Here is a 16,372-nt window from a genome sequence, read left to right as displayed (position 1 = left end):
CGGACGGGCACTACCGTGCCCGTATGACGACTGCACTGATTACGGGCGCCACCGCGGGCATCGGGGCCGCTTTCGCACGGAGGCTCGCGGCGGACGGCCATGACGTCGTGCTCGTGGCCCGGGACGTGAAGCGGCTCCGGGAGCAGGCGACGGAGCTGCACGACCGCCACGGCATCGAGGCCGAGGTGCTCGCGGCGGACCTCGCCGAGGAGAAGGGCATCGCCGCCGTCGAGGCCCGGCTCTCGGACCCGAAACAGCCGGTGGACATGCTGGTGAACAACGCCGGCTTCGGCCACAAGGGGCGCTTCCTGGAGGTGTCCATGGCCGACGAGCTGAAGATGCTCACGGTGCACTGCGAGGCGGTGCTGCGGCTGACCTCGGCGGCCGCCGCCTCGATGAGGGAGCGCCGACGGGGGTCCGTGGTCAACGTCGCCTCGGTGGCGGCCTTCCTGCCGCGCGGTACGTACGGGGCGTCGAAGGCCTGGGTCGTGCAGTTCACCCAGGGCGCGGCGCGGGACCTGGCGGGCAGCGGCGTGCGGCTGATGGCGCTCTGCCCGGGCTTCGTGCGGACCGAGTTCCACGAGCGGGCCGGGATGGGGACGGACAACATCCCGGGCTGGATGTGGCTCGACGCGGACAAGCTGGTGACGGCGGCGCTCGCGGACCTGGACCGGGGGCGGACGCTGTCGATCCCCGACCCCCGCTACAAGGCCCTCATGGGTGTGGTGAAGCTGGCCCCGCGCGGGCTCCTCGGCGGGGTCTCCTCCAAGGCGGGCCGGAAGTACGGCCCGAAGTAGTCGGCGTGGTCGGCGTGTCCGGCCGGTTCGCCCCGCACGTCACCCGGCCGGTCCGCGCCCCCCGACCCCGCTCACCCGGCCGGTTCGTTCCAGGTCCAGCCGTGCGGTGCCGCCGTCCCACCAGGTGACGTGCAGGGTGTGACCGGTGACCCGGACGGTCGCGAGGTCGGTGACGGGCGCCGGGGCGGGCTCGGCGGTGAGCGAGGCGAGCGCGACGAAGAGCGCGGCCGGACCGCTCGTGGTGCCGTGCAGGGCGAGGACCCGGCTGCCGGGGCCCTGGAGGGTCTCCCCGGTGGGGATCTCGGTGGGCCCGCCGTCGAGGGGGTAGCCGTGCACCGGGTGCAGTTGGGCGTGCGGTCCCCCGGGGGTGGTGGCCCAGCCGGTCTGCCGCACGGGCGTCCCCACCGGGGCGCCGAGGACCAGATGGGCGCGGACCTCGGCGCGTCCGTGGGCGAGGGTCGCGGAGACGACCCGGACGCCCGGGCAGGGGGTGTGCCGGGAGGCGGCCCAGCCGGGGCCGGCGCCGGCGGGGTCGGCGGGCCCCCGGGCGGTGGGCGTCCCCCCGAACAGCAGCGCGAAGTGGTTGTCGGCGGGGGCCGGTGCGGTGGTCGGTCCGGTGCGGGTCGCGTAGGCGTGACGGGCGTAGCCGGGGTCGTCCTCGCCGCCCTCGGCGCTGTGCACGTGGTTGCTGCCGTGGTTGTGGAGGCGTACGAGTCCGTCGGCGGCGGTGGTCTGGACGAGCAGCCCGGCCGGGGCGAAGGGGCGTACGGTGTCGGCCCGTTCGGCGGGCAGGGCCTCCTCGGGGTCGGTCCAGGCGGGGTGGTCCGTGGGCAGGAGGAGGCCGAGGAACCCCTTGGACGCCCAGTACGGGGAGCCGGGGCCCGAGTACTCCTGGACCAGGGGCGCGTACGGGCCGTGCCAGCCGAGGGTGAGGAGCCCGTCGGGGTCCGTGGCGCCGCGGTCGAGGAAGTACCGCAGGGTGCCGGAGGCGAGGCGGCGGGTGGCGCCCGGCGTGAGCGGGGTGTGGCCGGTGAGGGCGCCCAGCCAGGGCGCGGCGGCCGCGGCGAAGCGGTAGATCAGGGAGCGCCCGTACGGCAGGGGCGCGCCGTCGGCGTCGAAGAGGTGGACGTAGTCGTCGAGGTGGGCGCGGAGGCGGGGGCCGTACCGGTCGAGGAGGTCCCGGTCCCCGGCGAGGTGGGCGTGCAGGACCGGGTAGAAGTGCAGGGCCCAGCCGTTGTAGTGGTCGAAGGCGCGGTTGTCGCCGTCGCTGTACCAGCCGGCGCCGAGGTACCAGTCCTCGACGCGGGCGAGGGAGCGGTCGACGGTGGCGGCGGCCCGCTCGGTGTCGAGGCCGGCGTCCTGGAGGAAGCCGGCGACGGTGAGGCCGAACAGCCACCAATTGTTGTCGACGGGGGACGGGCCGAGGGCGGGGCGGAGCCAGTCGGCGACGCGTTCCCGGGTGCGGTCGTCGAGCCGGTCCCAGAGCCAGGGGCGGGTGAGCCGGAGGCCGAGGGCGACCGTAGCGGCCTCCACGATCGCCTGGCGGGTGTCGGTGGTGCGGGGCCAGGAGTCCTCGTCGGCGCGTCCGGGCTCGGCGGTCCCGGCGGCGAGTCCCTCCGCGTACCGGGCGAGGTGCCCGTGCGGGTCCTCGCCGCCCGCGCCCGCGACCCGGAGCGCGGCGAGGAGGAAGGTGCGGGCCCAGCCCTCCAGGCCGTCGGAGCGGGCACCGGACCAGCTGGGGCGGGGGCCGGGCAGGTCGATCAGTCCGTACCGGGGCGAGGCGAACGGGCGGACCGCCAGGAGGAGTCGGTCGGCCGCGGCCTCCCAGTGGGCACGGGTCCAGCCGGTGTACGGGCTGAGCTCACGGTTCTCGGGCGGCGTGGGCATGATGCTCCCTGTGGCTCCCCGGGGGCTCGCCCGGGAACGTTCCCGGGCTCCCCTCGGTGACGACTCCGTCGCCGGGAATCCTGGACAGGCTCCGATCGAACGTCAAGGCATTCGGAGCGAATGATCGAATTCCCTTCCGTTCGATCATTCAGGGGCCGCTGTGATCTAAGGTCGGGGAACCACCACCACCGCGAGGGGGAACTGCGCCGTGCGCGAGAGTGCTGCCGAACGACACGACCGACTGCTGGCCCTGGTGCGCGAGCGCGGCACCGCCCGCGTCGCCGAACTGGCCGCGCGACTGGGGGTCTCCCCCGTCACCGCCCGCCGGGACGTCGAACTGCTGGCCGGCCGCGGCCTGCTCGACCGGGTCCACGGCCAGGTGTCCTGGCCCGAGCGGCGGGGCGCCCCGGGCGGCGGACGCACCGGCGAGGGCCTGGTCCTCGGCCTCCTGGCCCCCTCCGCCACGTACTACTTCGCCGAGGTCATCCGGGGCGCCCACGAGGCGGCCGCCCGCGCCGGCGCCCGGCTCGTGCTGCGCGTCTCGGACTACCGGCCGGAGGAGGACCGGGCGCGCACCGAGGGCCTGCTCGCGGCCGGCGCCGAGGGCGTCCTCGTCGCCCCCGGCTGGCGGGGCCCCGAGGACCAGCGCGCGTACGGGGACTGGCTCGCCGAACTCCCCGTGCCCACCGTGCTCCTGGAGCGCCGGGCCGAACCCGGCAGCCCGCTCGACGGCCTCGACCGGGTCGCGTCCGACCACGCCCACGGCGTCCTGCTCGCCCTGCGCCACCTGCTCTCCCTCGGCCACGCGACCCCGCTGCTCGTGGCCCGCCGGGACTCGCCGACCGCGCTCGCGGTACGCGCCGGGTACGCCGAGGCTCTGGACGCCCTGGGCCTCGCCGAGCCGCGCCCGGTCATCGACTCCGTACCGGCTGAGGCGGACGCGGAGGGCTTCGAGCGGGCCGTACGGGCGCTGCACGAGGCGGTCGGCTCGGGGCTCGCGAGCGCGGCGCTCGTCCACAACGACGTGGACGCGATCGAGATCGTGCAGCGGCTCGCCGAGCTGGGCGTCCGGGTGCCGCAGGACCTGGCCCTGATCGCGTACGACGACGAGGTCGCCGCGCTGGCCGACACCCCGCTGACGGCGGTCGCGCCGCCGAAGCGGCAGGTGGGGCGGCACGCCGCGGAACTCCTGGTGGAGCGGCTGACGGAGGGGCCCGACGAGGACGCGGCGCGGCGGCACCTGGGCCTGCTGCCGAGGCTGCGGGTCCGGGACTCGTGCGGGGCGGGCACGGCGCCGTCCGTCTGAGTTCCGATCCCGTTCGATCTGATCTTTTTTCGATCAATCAATCTTTCGCTCTTGACTTCGGTCATGAACGGTCACAGGATCACGGCCACAACCTCCCCGCCGCCCCTTCAGGAGTCGTGCCGTGACCCGTAGTTGGAGCAGAACGTCCCGCGTCATAGCCGGCACCGCCACCGCCCTCGCCGTCCTCACGGCCTGCGGCGGCGGCGGTGACGGCACAGCGAGCAGCACGGCCGGCAAGCCGGGCGAGCCCGTCACCATCACCTTCTGGGGCTGGGCCAAGGGCTCCAAGGACGTCGTCGACGCCTTCAACGCCTCCCACACCGACATCCGCGTGAAGTTCGAGGAGATCCCCTCCGGCACCGCCGGCGGCTACGCCAAGATCTCCAACGCCGTGAAGGCCGGCAACGCCCCCGACCTCGTCTCCATCGAGTACTCCTCGCTCCCCGAGTTCGTGAGCTCCGGCGCCCTCCAGGACATCGGCGGCGAGTTCACCGAGGCCGACCGCGCCAAGCTCCTCCCGCAGACCGTCGAACTCACCACCCTCGGCGGGAAGTCCTGGGCCGTCCCCTTCGACGCCGCCCCGCAGGCCTTCTTCTACCGCAAGGACCTCTTCGCGAAGTACAAGGTCCAGGTCCCCACCACCTGGGACGAGTTCAAGAAGGCCGCCGAGCAGGTCAGGAAGGCCGACGCCAAGGCCCGTATCGCCACCTTCTTCCCCGACGACCCGACCACCTTCGAGGCGATGGCCTGGCAGGCCGGAGCCCAGTGGTTCAAGGCCGAGAACGACACCTGGAAGATCGACACCACCGACCCGGCCACCACCCGGGTCGCCGGCTACTGGCAGGGCCTCCTCGACGCAGGACTCGTCCACAAGAACGCCTCCTTCAGCCCCGAGTGGACCGGCTCCCTCAAGAACGGCACCACCATCGGCTACCTCGGCGCCTCCTGGGGCGCCGGCGTCCTCAAGGGCACCCTGCCCGAACAGGACGGCAAATGGGCCGTCGCCCCCATGCCCAGCTGGGACGGCAAGCCCGCCAGCGGCATGCTCGGCGGCACCTCCTTCGCCGTGACCAAGGACAGCAGGCAGCGGGCCGCCGCCGTCACCTTCGCCGAGTGGATGTCCACCACCGAGGAGGGCGTCAAGGCCCGCATCGCCTCCGGCACCTCCTCCGCCTTCCCCGCCGCCGGCGCGCTCCGCCCCGTCGCCAAGAAGGCCTTCGACGCCGGCTACTACGGCGGCCAGGACATCTACGCCCTCTTCGAGGCCGCGGGCGCCTCCATCAGCCCCAACTGGGCCTGGGGGCCGACCACCGGCACCACCAACACCGCCATCAAGGACCACTTCGGCAAGATCAGCCAGGGCGGCCCCGGCATCACCGACGCCGTCAAGGCCGGCCACGACGCCACCGTCGCCGAACTCACCAAGCGCGGCCTGAAGGTCGAGGGCTGACCGGATGAAGGCCCGCACCCGCGCCGCCACGATCCTGCTGACGCCCTTCTTCCTGCTCTTCCTCGCGGTGATGGTGGTGCCGATCGGCTACGCGGTCTGGCTCAGCCTCTTCACCGAGAAGCAGTCCGGACTGGGCTTCGGCGGCACCGAGACCGTCTTCACCGGCCTCGACAACTACACCGCGGCGCTGGGTGACCGGGCCTTCCGCGAGGGCTTCGGCGTCCTGCTCGGATACTGCCTGCTCTACATCCCGCTGCTGCTCGCCGGAGCCCTCGGCCTCGCCCTCCTGCTCGACTCGGCGCTCGCCCGCGCCCGCCGCTTCTTCCAGCTCGCGCTCTTCCTGCCGCACGCCGTCCCCGGCATCATCGCCGCCCTGATCTGGGTCTACCTGTACACACCCCAGCTCAGCCCGGTCGTCCAGGCCATGGAGGCCGGCGGCGTCGGCTTCGACTTCTTCTCCCCCGAGGGCGCCCTGCCCTCCGTCGTCAACATCGCGCTGTGGGAGTGGCTCGGCTACAACATGGTCATCTTCTACGCGGCCCTCCAGGCCATCGACCGGTCCGTCCTCGAAGCCGCCACCGTCGACGGGGCCGGAGCCTGGCGCATCGCCTTCTCCGTCAAGGTCCCCCTCGTCAAGGCCTCGCTCGCCATGGTCGCCCTCTTCACGATCATCGGCTCCCTCCAGCTCTTCACCGAGCCGCTGATCCTCAACAAGGGCACGGGCTCCGCCGTCACCTCCACCTGGACGCCGAACATGTACGCCTACACCGCGGCCTTCGACCGCAACGACTACGGACTCGCCGCCGCCGCGTCCGTCCTCCTCGCCCTGACGGCCGCGCTGCTGTCCTTCGCGGTGACCCGGATGACCGGCCGCCGCAAGGCGGGGAAGGAGCGCACCGCATGACCGGCCGACCCCGCTCCGGCTCCGTCTGGCTCTCCAAGACCGCCGTCAACGGCGCCCTCGTCCTCGCCGTCGTCTACATGCTCTTCCCGCTGGTCTGGCTGCTGACCGCCGCCACCAAGGACGCCGGAGGACTCCTCGCCGGAAACGCCTTCTCCTTCGAGGGCTTCGACCTCGGCGGCAACCTCGACCGGCTCGCCGAGTACAACGACGGCATCTACTTCCACTGGTACGCCAACAGCCTGCTCTACGCCGGAGTCGGCGCCCTCGCCTGCTCCTTCGTCAGCGTCGCCGCCGGATACGCCTTCCACGTCTACGACTTCCGCGGCAAGGAGAAGCTCTTCGGGCTCGTCCTCCTGGGCGTCCTCGTCCCCACCACCGCGCTCGCCCTCCCCATGTACCTCCTCGCCAGCGAGATCGGCGTCGTCAACACCTACTGGGCCGTCCTCATCCCCGTCCTCGTCAACCCCTTCGGCGTCTACCTCTCCCGGGTCTTCTGCGCCGGCTACATCCCCGACGAGGCCCTGGAGGCCGCCCGCATCGACGGGGCCGGCGAACTGCGCGTCTTCTGGTCCATCGGCCTGCGCATGGTGATGCCCGGCTTCGTGACCGTCTTCCTCTTCCAGTTCACCGCCGTCTGGAACAACTTCTTCCTCCCCCTCGTGATGCTCTCGGACCAGAAGCTCTACCCGCTGAGCCTCGGCCTGTACGCGTGGAACAGCAACGCCCACGCCGAACCCGACTTCTACCCCCTCGTCGTCACCGGATCGCTGCTCGCCGTCGTCCCCCTCGTCGTCGCCTTCGTCTCCCTCCAGCGCCACTGGAAGGCCGGTCTGACGGCCGGCAGCGTCAAGTGAGGAGCCCCGGTACCACGATGCACCCGACCACCGACATCCGACCTCCGCTGCTGCTCGCGATGGGCGAGGGGGTGGCCGAACGCCTCCTCACCGACACCCACCGCGCCCGGCTCGCCGCCCTCACCCGGACCGACCCGCGGCTGATCGCCCACGACCTGACGTCCCGCGACCCCCGGACCTCCGCCGCCCTCGCCGAGGCCGAGATCCTCCTCACCTGCTGGGGAGCGACCCCGCTGACCACCGACGTACTGGACCGCGCGCCCCGCCTGCGGGCCGTGGTCCACGCGGCCGGCTCGGTCAAGCACCACATCACCGAGGCCTGCTGGGACCGCGGCCTGCGCGTCACCTCCGCCGCCGCGGCCAACGCGCTGCCCGTCGCCGAGTACACGCTCGCCGCGATCCTCTTCGCCGGGAAACGGGTCCTCGGATCCGCCCAGCGGTACGCCGAACTCCGCACCGACCACGCCTGGCTCGCCGAGTCCGCCGGCTGGGGCAACTACCGCCGCACCGTCGGCATCGTGGGCGCCTCCCGCATCGGCCGCCGGGTCATCGACCTGCTGCGCCCCTTCGACATCGAGATCCTCCTGTACGACCCGTACGTCGACGTCCCGCCCCCGGGCACGGAACTCGTGGCCGACCTCGACGAGCTGTGCGCCCGCAGCACGGTCGTCTCCGTCCACGCGCCCCAGCTCCCCGCCACCCACGGCATGATCGGCGCGCGCCAGCTCGCGGCGATGCGCGACGGGACGACCCTGGTCAACACCTCCCGGGGCTCTCTGATCGACGAGCGGGCCCTGCTCCCCCACCTGGTCTCGGGCCGCCTCCACGCGACCCTGGACGTCACCGACCCGGAGCTCCCGCCCCCGGACTCCCCGCTCTACACCCTCCCGAACGTCCTCCTCACCCCGCACGTCGCGGGCTCCCTGGGCAACGAGCTGCACCGCATGACGGACCAGGCGCTGGAGGAGGTCGCGCGGTACGTCCGCGGCGAGCCGTTCGCGGAGGAGGTACGGGCCGCGGACCTCCGGCACTCGGCGTAGCCGGAGCGGCGCCGGCGCCGGCGCTCCCGGCCCGCCGGACGCGCCCCACCCGGACCGGGGGGGGACGCCGCCGGGTACGACCGAGGCCCGGTGCCCCCGCGACGGGGGCACCGGGCCTCGGTGCTCGGTTACGTCACACGTCAGTGCGAGTGGCCGTGACCGTGGCCGTGACCGTGGTCGGCCGGCTCCTCTTCCTTCTTCTCCACCACGAGGGTCTCGGTGGTGAGGAGGAGGGAGGCGATCGAGGCGGCGTTCTCCAGCGCGGAGCGCGTCACCTTCACCGGGTCGATGACGCCGGCCTTGACCAGGTCGCCGTACTCGCCGGTCGCGGCGTTGAAGCCCTGGCCCTTGTCGAGCTCCGCCACCTTCGAGGTGATGACGTAGCCCTCGAGGCCGGCGTTCTCGGCGATCCAGCGCAGCGGCTCGACGGCGGCGCGGCGGACGACCGCGACACCCGTGGCCTCGTCGCCGGTCTTGTCGAGGTTGCCCTCCAGGACCTTGACGGCGTGGACGAGCGCGGAGCCACCGCCGGAGACGATGCCCTCCTCGACCGCGGCGCGGGTCGCCGAGATGGCGTCCTCGAGGCGGTGCTTCTTCTCCTTCAGCTCCACCTCGGTGGCGGCGCCGACCTTGATGACGCAGACGCCGCCGGCGAGCTTCGCCAGGCGCTCCTGCAGCTTCTCGCGGTCCCAGTCGGAGTCCGTGGACTCGATCTCGGCCTTGATCTGGTTGACGCGGCCCTGGACCTCGGACGAGTCGCCGCCACCGTCGACGAGGGTGGTGTCGTCCTTGGTGATGGTGACGCGGCGGGCGGTGCCGAGCACGTCCAGACCGGCCTGGTCGAGCTTGAGGCCGACCTCCTCGGCGATGACGGTCGCACCGGTGAGGGTGGCGATGTCGCCGAGCATGGCCTTGCGGCGGTCGCCGAAGCCGGGGGCCTTGACGGCCACGGCGTTGAACGTGCCGCGGATCTTGTTCACGACCAGGGTCGACAGGGCCTCGCCCTCGACGTCCTCGGCGATGATCAGGAGCGGCTTGCCGCCACCGGCCTGGATGACCTTCTCCAGGATGGGGAGCAGGTCCTGGATCGAGGAGATCTTGCCCTGGTTGATCAGGATGTACGGGTCGTCGAGGACGGCCTCCATACGCTCCTGGTCGGTCACCATGTACGGGGACAGGTAGCCCTTGTCGAAGGCCATGCCCTCGGTGAAGTCGAGCTCCAGGCCGAAGGTGTTGGACTCCTCGACGGTGATGACACCGTCCTTGCCGACCTTGTCCATCGCCTCGGCGATGAGCTCGCCGACCTGCTGGTCCTGCGCGGAGAGCGCGGCGACGGCGGCGATGTCGGACTTGTCCTCGATCGGGCGCGCGGTGGCGAGCAGCTCGTCGGAGACGGCCTTGACGGCGGCGTCGATGCCCTTCTTCAGGGCGGCCGGGGAGGCACCCGCGGCGACGTTGCGCAGACCCTCGCGGACCAGGGCCTGGGCGAGCACGGTGGCGGTGGTGGTGCCGTCACCCGCGATGTCGTTGGTCTTGGTCGCCACCTCCTTCACCAGCTGGGCGCCGAGGTTCTCGTACGGGTCCTCGATCTCGACCTCGCGGGCGATCGTGACACCGTCGTTGGTGATGGTGGGGGCGCCGAACTTCTTGTCGATGACGACGTTGCGGCCCTTGGGGCCGATCGTCACCTTCACCGTGTCGGCAAGCTTGTTGACGCCGCGCTCAAGGGCGCGACGGGCGTCCTCGTCGAACTTCAGGATCTTCGCCATGGGAGCGGTTCAGCCCTCTCGGAATCGGGGTGGAACGAACCGCGCCCCGGGGCGCCTGGAAGGGGCCTCGGGGCGCAGCTCTGAGCATCTGCTGGGTGCTCGGTACTTCGGTGCTTCGGTACGTCGGTGAATTACTTCTCGACGATCGCGAGCACGTCGCGAGCCGAGAGGACGAGGTACTCCTCGCCGTTGTACTTCACCTCGGTGCCGCCGTACTTGCTGTACAGCACGATGTCGCCGGTCTTGACGTCGAGCGGCAGACGCTCGCCGTTCTCGAAGCGGCCCGGGCCCACGGCCAGGACGACGCCCTCCTGGGGCTTCTCCTTGGCGGTGTCCGGGATGACCAGGCCAGAGGCGGTGGTCTGCTCGGCGTCGAGCGGCTGGACCACAATGCGGTCCTCGAGCGGCTTGATGGCAACCTTGGAGCTGGTGGTCGTCACGATCCGACCTCCCCCTTCGGAGATCTCGGGGTCAACTGTCTGAGGGGGCGACCAGATGGATCCGTCGTCGCGGGTGCCGGACCTGCCAGTCGCTCAGTTGGCACTCTCCAGTGGTGAGTGCCAGTGCCGAGACTATGACCGCGATTAGCACTCGGTCAAGCGGAGTGCCAATTCATCACTCGTGGCGGTTCCGTCGGGGCGGGTGACGGGCCTCAGCGGCCCTGCGTTCCCGGAACCCGCGGCAGCTCCGCCGAGGCCCGGCCGGCCGGCGGCTCGGGCTCGGCGCCGTGGGGGCCGACGCGCTCCACGGCCTTCCGGCCGAGCCGCTCGATCGGGTCCACGGTGGAGGCGCAGCCGGTCAGGCCGAGCACGAGCAGCGCGGTCAGCAGGGCGGGCGCGCGGCGCCGGCTCACACGTAGTCCTCGAGGCGGGCGACCGCGTACCCCTTGGCCGTGATCACGTTCATCACCCGGCGGACCATGTCCGCCATGCTGCCCTTCCAGTCCTCCTTGCCCCGGAAGTGGGTGAGGACGATGTCGCCGGGGTGCAGGTCGCGGTCCCACTCGCGCCACTCCATGTGGTCGGGGAAGGCCTCCGCCGCCCACAGCGGGACGGCCTTCACGCCGCAGGTCCTGGCGGCGCGCAGGGTGTCCTCGTTGTAGTTGCCGTACGGCGGGCGGAAGAGCGGCGGCCGCTTGCCGAATCGTTTCTCGATGACGTCCTGCATGCCGCAGATCTCGCGCTTCTGCTGCGCGTACGAGAGTCCGGGCAGGTAGCGGTGGTTGAGGGTGTGGTTGTGCAGGGACACCCCGCCCTCCTGCGACTTCTGCATCCGCGCGAAGTAGTCGTAGTCGTCCTTGACGACGTAGTCGCTGAGGAAGGCGCTGTAGGGGATCCGCAGCTCCTTCATCATCCGCAGCAGCTCGGGGTCCTTCTCCGCACCGTCGTCGATCGTCAGGAAGACGATCTTCTGCTTGGTCGGGACGGTGGTGAAGACGGGCGGCAGGCCCTCGCCGTCCGTCTCGAATCCCTTGCGGGTGGTGATCACCGGCTTGGTGACGGGCGGCGCCGGGGCTTCCAGCGGTGCCTTGGCCAGGCCCCACCTCTTCGCGGCGGCCAGCCGGGCGGTGCGCTGCGCGCGGACCTTCTCGACGTACGCGCTGAGCGCGCCGGCCGCCCCCTGCTGCGCCTGGCCCGGCGCCTGCTGGCCGGCGGCGGGCGCGGGGGCGGTGCGGTCCGGCCCCGCGCCTTCGGCGCAGCCGGAGGCGGCGGAGGCGAGGACGGCGACGACGAGGGCGGCGCCGAGCACCCTGGAGGAACCGTGCACACCATGTGCCATCTTTTATTCCTTTTGTCGTACGAGTCGTATGGCGCCGCATCCTGTCAGCGCGGGAGCCCCGGACCGGGTACGACACCGCCGTACGCGCCCCCGGTCCCCCGGCCGGCCCACAGCACCGCAGGGCCCACAATGGGACGGGTGACCGACCTCGCCTCCTTCGCCCCGCTGCTCGCCCCCGAGGGGCAGGCCCTCCTCGACGCCCTGCGCGACCACGACCCCGCCCAGGAACTGGCGGTCGTCTCCCGGCTGCGCCGGGACCACCCCGCGGAGCTGGTCACGGCCGCGATCGGGCAGGCGCGGCTGCGGCAGCGGGCCGTGGCGAAGTTCGGCACGCAGGACGCGTACCGGATGTACTTCACGCCGAACGGCGTCGAGCAGTCCACGCGCGCCTCGGTCGGCACGTACCGCGCCGCCCGGATGAAGGCGCTGGGCATCCGGAGCGTCGCCGACCTCTGCTCCGGGATCGGCGGCGACGCCCTCGCGCTGGCGCGCGCCGGGATCTCCGTCCTGGCCGTGGACCGCGACCCGCTGACGGCGGAGGTCGCCCGCGCCAACGCCGAGGCGCTCGGCCTCGCTGACCTCGTCGAGGTCCGCTGCGCGGACGTGACCGAGATCGACACCACCCCGTACGACGCGGTCTTCGTCGACCCGGCCCGGCGCGGGGGCCGGGGCCGGATCTTCGACCCCGAGGCGTACTCCCCGCCGCTCTCCTGGGCCGTCGGGGCGGCCCGCGGCGCCCGGTACGCGGCGCTCAAGGTGGCCCCGGGCATCCCGCACGAGGCCGTCCCCGAGGAGGCCGAGGCCGAGTGGATCTCGGACGGCGGGGACGTCAAGGAGGCGGTCCTCTGGTTCGGCACCGAGCCGGGCGCCCGCCGTGCCACCCTGCTGCCCTCCGGGGCCGGACTCACCGGCCGCGGACTGCCGGACCCGGCGGTCCGCCCGGTCGGCCGCTACCTCTACGAGCCGGACGGCGCGGTCATCCGCGCGCACCTGGTCGCCGAGCTGGCGGAGGAGCTGGACGGCGGCCTGGTCGACGAGACGATCGCGTACATCACGGCGGACGCACTGGTCCCGACGCCGTACGCCGCCGCGTACGAGATCACCGACGAACTGCCCTTCAACCTGAAGCGGCTGAAGGCGCTGCTGCGGGAGCGCGAGGTCGGCACCCTCACGGTGAAGAAGCGCGGCTCGGCGGTCGAGCCGGAGGAGATCCGCCGCAGGGTGAAGCCGAAGGGCCCGAACGCGGCGACCGTCCTGCTGACCCGGGTCGCCGGAGCCCCGACCATGCTGATCGGCCACCCGGCGGTCACCGGTCGCTGAGCCCGCCCGTCCGGGGGCTCTCAGGGCGACGACGGGCGGCTCAGGGGCGGCGCCGACGGGCGGTTCACGGCGACGCCGACGGGCCCGCTCACGACGACGCCGACGGCCCGCGGCCCGTCAGTCGCACCGCGAAGCGGTAGTGGCCGATCGCCTTCGCCAGACCCGTCAGGCCGGTCACCCAGAAGATCATGGCGACGCCCATGCCGTAGACGACCAGACCGTAGCCCTCGTGCGAGCCGACACCGGCCGGGACCGCGAAGCCCAGCCAGAGTCCGGTCCCGGCCATCGCGAACGACAGCAGCAGCCAGCAGGCGGAGCGGACCGGGGCGCGCAGCCGGGCGTCCGTCGGCCCGTGCCGGTCCAGGGCCGCCCACTGCACGAGGAGTCCGCGGACCGTCCGGTCGCGCCGCAGGCCCGCGACCGTCAGCCACACGGCCGGGACCAGGGCGCCGACGCCGAGGACCGCGGTGAAGAGCCCGGTCAGCAGCATCAGCGGGTCGCCGTCGGGCCGTCCCACCGCGATGACCAGGACGCCGACCAGCCCCCAGCCCAGCTGGAGCAGCAGGAACCCGAGCAGGAACATCGCGAGCCGCGGGCCGCCGAGCAGCCGGCGGCCGAGTTCGTCGAGGGCCAGCGCCCGGTCGGCGAGCCGCGCCTCCCGGTCGGGCCAACTCCGCAGTTCGGCGGGCGGGGGCGGCGGGGGCAACGGATTGCGCGGGGACATGCCAAAACCCTACGGGGTGTCACCCCGGGTCCGACTCCCGCATCCTCCCCCGCAGCAGCGCCCGTTCGCTCTCGTTTCGGGTGAGGTCCGCCGCCCGCTCGAACTCCGCCCGCGCCTCGGCCGCCCGCCCGAGGCGGGCCAGCAGGTCGCCGCGGACGCTCGGCAGCAGGTGGTAGCGGGCCAGGTCCGGTTCGGCGGCGAGGGCGTCGACGATCGGCAGGGCCGCCGCGGGCCCCTCGGCCATCGAGACGGCGACCGCGCGGTTCAGCTCGACGACCGGCGAGGGGGTCAGGACGCCCAGCCTCCCGTACAGCGCGGCGATCGTCGCCCAGTCCGTCTCCGCGTACGACGCGGCCCGGGCGTGCAGGGCGGCGATGGCCGCCTGGAGGGCGTACGGGCCGTACGAGCGGCCGTCCCCGGCCCGTTCGAGCGCCGCGTACCCGCGCCGGATCAGGAGCCGGTTCCAGCGCCGCCGGTCCTGGTCGGCGAGCAGGACCGGCCGCCCGTCGGCCCCCGTCCGCGCCGCCGTCCGGGAGGCCTGGAGCTCCAGCAGGGCGGCGAGCCCCTGCGCCTCGCCCTCCTGGGGGACGAGCGCGGCGAGGACGCGGGCGAGCCGCAGCGCGTCCTCGCAGAGGCCCGGCCGCAGCAGGTCGTCGCCGGCGGTCGCCGCGTACCCCTCGTTGAAGATCAGGTAGACGACCTCCAGGACGGAGCCGAGCCGGGCCGCCCGGTCGGCTCCGTAGGGCACCTCGAACGCGACGCCCGCCTTCGCGAGCGCCCGCTTGGCGCGGGTGATCCGCGCCGCGACGGTCGCCTCCCGTACGAGGAAGGCGCGGGCGATCTCGTCCGTGCGGAGCCCGCCGACGAGCCGCAGGGTGAGGGCGGCGCGGGCCTCGGGCGAGAGCACCGGGTGACAGGCGGTGAAGATCAGCCGCAGCACGTCGTCGTCGATGTCCCCGGGCTCGGCGGGCTCGGGGTCGTACGACTCCTCCACGAGCGTCCGGCCCACCTCCGCGAGCTTGCGCGCGTAGGTCTCACGGCGCCGCACGAGGTCGACGGCCCGGTGCTTGGCCGCGGCCGTCAGCCAGGCTCCCGGGCGGTCCGGGACGCCGGTCAGCGGCCACTGCTCCAGGGCGGCGACGAGCGCGTCCTGGGCGATCTCCTCGGCGATGCCGACGTCGCGGACGATCCGCGCCACGGTGGCGATGATCCGCGCCGACTCCATCCGGAAGACCGTCTCCAACGTCTCCTCGACCGTCTGTGCCGTCACGCCTCACATGACAGCACAGGACGGCACGGGAACGCACAGACGGCACAGACGGCACAGACGGGCCGCGGAACCGGTTCAGCCCTCCGGCATCTCCTCGACCTCGCGGACCTCCAGACCGACCTTCCAGTGCGGCGGGTGCACGGCGAGGAACCGCTTCCCCCACTCGACGGCCTCGGCCATGTCCTTGCACTGGAGCATCGCGTAGCCGCCGACGACCTCCTTGGTCTCGGTGAACGGCCCGTCGGTGAACGACAGGCTCCCGTCCGACCAGGTGATCCGGGTGGACTCGGCGGTCGGCCGCAGCCCGGCGGTGTCGACCATGGCACCGGCCTTGGTGATCTCCTCGAAGAGGGCGCCCATCCGCTCCTCGAAGCCGGGGTCGGCGCTCTCCATGTCGATGGTGTTCTCCTCGATGCGGACGAGGGACAGGAAGCGGGGCATGACGACTCCTCGATGACGCGGTGGCGGGGCCGTTCCCCGCCTTCCACACATACGTCGAACGGGAACGCGCCGCATCGACGACCCGCGGGATTCTTTTTCTAGACGTAGTCCTCCAGGCGCGCCACGGTGAAGCCCTGCTCCTGGATGCGGCGCAGCATCGTCGCCGTCATCTCCGTCATCGTGCGGCCCTTGAGCTCGGACGGACCGCGGAAGTGGGCCAGGATGATGTCGCCGGGGTGCAGCTTCCGGTCGCCCCGCTGGTACTGCATGTTCTTGATCTGCATGGACTCGCGCCACAGCACGATCGCGTCGACGCCGCAGGTGCCGGCCGCCGTGCGCGTGGCCTCGTTCCAGTTGCCGTAGGGCGGGCGGAAGAGGCGGGGGGTCGTGCCGTACCGCTCCGCGAGCCTCTTCTGCTGGCCGCAGATCTCCCGGCGCTGGGCGCCCGGGGAGAGGGTGCGCAGGTTCGGGTGGGTCAGGGTGTGGTTGGCGAGGCCGTGGCCCTGGGCGACGAGCGGGGTGAAGTACCCGTAGTCGGTGCGGACGGCCGCGTCGGTGAGGAACATCGTGACCGGGACCTCGAGGTCCCGCATCATCCGGACGAAGGCGGGGTCCTTCTCCGCGCCGTCGTCGATCGTGATGAAGACGATCTTCTCGGTGGTGGGTATGTCGCTGATGACGGGCACCGGGGCGCCCGGCTTCCGGACCACCGGCTTGACCTTCGGCGGGGCGGGCGGGGCGGCGAGGGGCTTGAGGCCCCACTTCCGGTAGGCCGCGGCCGAGCCCCCCGAGGCCTCGGGCGCCCGGTGCCCGGTGGACGGCGGGGACGAC

The 16,372-nt window shown here is 72.8% G+C and carries 16 protein-coding genes; 7 read left to right on the top strand and 9 right to left on the bottom strand.

The features are described from left to right. The first annotated feature begins 23 nt into the window (after positions 1-23). Positions 24-797, top strand: a complete 774-nt coding sequence (locus EAO70_RS28875) for an SDR family NAD(P)-dependent oxidoreductase (protein ID WP_148005800.1) — start codon at positions 24-26, stop codon at positions 795-797. Positions 798-836: 39 nt separating this feature from the next. On the opposite strand, the gene EAO70_RS28870 is transcribed toward EAO70_RS28875, so the two are convergent. Further along, positions 837-2,684, bottom strand: a complete 1,848-nt coding sequence (locus EAO70_RS28870) for a DUF2264 domain-containing protein (RefSeq protein WP_148005799.1) — start codon at positions 2,682-2,684, stop codon at positions 837-839. A gap of 208 nt (positions 2,685-2,892) precedes the next feature. Between EAO70_RS28870 and EAO70_RS28865 the strand changes: the two genes are divergently transcribed. The 5 genes from EAO70_RS28865 to EAO70_RS28845 all read left to right on the top strand — a co-directional run bounded on the left by EAO70_RS28865 (position 2,893) and on the right by EAO70_RS28845 (position 8,238). Beyond that, the gene (locus tag EAO70_RS28865) at positions 2,893-3,990 is read left to right on the top strand and encodes a substrate-binding domain-containing protein (RefSeq protein ID WP_148005798.1); all 1,098 of its coding nucleotides are present in this window, start codon (positions 2,893-2,895) and stop codon (positions 3,988-3,990) included. A gap of 121 nt (positions 3,991-4,111) precedes the next feature. Beyond that, complete coding sequence (locus EAO70_RS28860; protein WP_148005797.1) at positions 4,112-5,440, top strand: ABC transporter substrate-binding protein; 1,329 nt, start codon at positions 4,112-4,114, stop codon at positions 5,438-5,440. A 4-nt stretch (positions 5,441-5,444) separates the two neighbouring features. After that, positions 5,445-6,344, top strand: coding sequence for a carbohydrate ABC transporter permease (locus tag EAO70_RS28855; protein WP_148005796.1), 900 nt, complete (start codon positions 5,445-5,447; stop codon positions 6,342-6,344). Beyond that, complete coding sequence (locus EAO70_RS28850; RefSeq protein ID WP_148005795.1) at positions 6,341-7,198, top strand: carbohydrate ABC transporter permease; 858 nt, start codon at positions 6,341-6,343, stop codon at positions 7,196-7,198. Before EAO70_RS28855 ends, EAO70_RS28850 begins: the two co-directional genes overlap by 4 nt. A gap of 17 nt (positions 7,199-7,215) precedes the next feature. Then, positions 7,216-8,238 (top strand): hydroxyacid dehydrogenase, encoded by a 1,023-nt coding sequence (locus EAO70_RS28845; protein ID WP_148005794.1) that lies wholly within the window; start codon positions 7,216-7,218, stop codon positions 8,236-8,238. A gap of 140 nt (positions 8,239-8,378) precedes the next feature. Here the strand turns inward: EAO70_RS28845 and groL are convergent, their stop codons facing one another. From groL to EAO70_RS28825, 4 genes are all read right to left on the bottom strand, one after another. Then, positions 8,379-10,007, bottom strand: a complete 1,629-nt coding sequence (gene groL, locus EAO70_RS28840) for a chaperonin GroEL (protein ID WP_148005793.1) — start codon at positions 10,005-10,007, stop codon at positions 8,379-8,381. Positions 10,008-10,138: 131 nt separating this feature from the next. Next, a complete protein-coding gene (groES, locus tag EAO70_RS28835) occupies positions 10,139-10,447 on the bottom strand; it encodes a co-chaperone GroES (protein ID WP_017239619.1) in 309 nt (102 codons plus the stop codon). A gap of 212 nt (positions 10,448-10,659) precedes the next feature. Next, positions 10,660-10,860, bottom strand: coding sequence for a hypothetical protein (locus EAO70_RS28830; RefSeq protein ID WP_148005792.1), 201 nt, complete (start codon positions 10,858-10,860; stop codon positions 10,660-10,662). Further along, positions 10,857-11,786, bottom strand: a complete 930-nt coding sequence (locus EAO70_RS28825) for a polysaccharide deacetylase family protein (protein ID WP_148005791.1) — start codon at positions 11,784-11,786, stop codon at positions 10,857-10,859. Before EAO70_RS28825 ends, EAO70_RS28830 begins: the two co-directional genes overlap by 4 nt. A 129-nt stretch (positions 11,787-11,915) precedes the next feature. Here EAO70_RS28825 and EAO70_RS28820 point away from each other — a divergent pair, with 129 nt between their 5' ends. After that, positions 11,916-13,106, top strand: coding sequence for a class I SAM-dependent methyltransferase (locus EAO70_RS28820; RefSeq protein WP_261993103.1), 1,191 nt, complete (start codon positions 11,916-11,918; stop codon positions 13,104-13,106). 88 nt (positions 13,107-13,194) lie between these two features. Here EAO70_RS28820 and EAO70_RS28815 read toward each other — a convergent pair whose 3' ends face one another. The 4 genes from EAO70_RS28815 to EAO70_RS28800 form a co-directional block, all read right to left on the bottom strand. Then, entirely contained in the window at positions 13,195-13,830 is a 636-nt protein-coding gene (locus EAO70_RS28815; RefSeq protein ID WP_148005790.1) for a hypothetical protein, read from the bottom strand. A 19-nt stretch (positions 13,831-13,849) separates the two neighbouring features. After that, positions 13,850-15,055: an RNA polymerase sigma factor gene (locus EAO70_RS28810; protein WP_148006567.1), complete on the bottom strand. Its 1,206-nt coding sequence runs from the start codon at positions 15,053-15,055 to the stop codon at positions 13,850-13,852. Between the two features lie 120 nt (positions 15,056-15,175). Next, on the bottom strand, positions 15,176-15,541 hold the full coding sequence (locus EAO70_RS28805; protein ID WP_148005789.1) for a YciI family protein: 366 nt from the start codon (positions 15,539-15,541) through the stop codon (positions 15,176-15,178). 98 nt (positions 15,542-15,639) lie between these two features. Then, positions 15,640-16,372, bottom strand: a 733-nt coding sequence (locus tag EAO70_RS28800) for a polysaccharide deacetylase family protein (protein ID WP_148006566.1), incomplete at its 5' end; no start/stop codon positions are given.

Origin of the sequence: Streptomyces sp. adm13(2018) (genome assembly GCF_008042145.1) — a bacterium.
Classification (GTDB): Bacteria; Actinomycetota; Actinomycetes; order Streptomycetales; family Streptomycetaceae; genus Streptomyces.
This window is presented reverse-complemented; position numbering and strand designations above follow the sequence as displayed.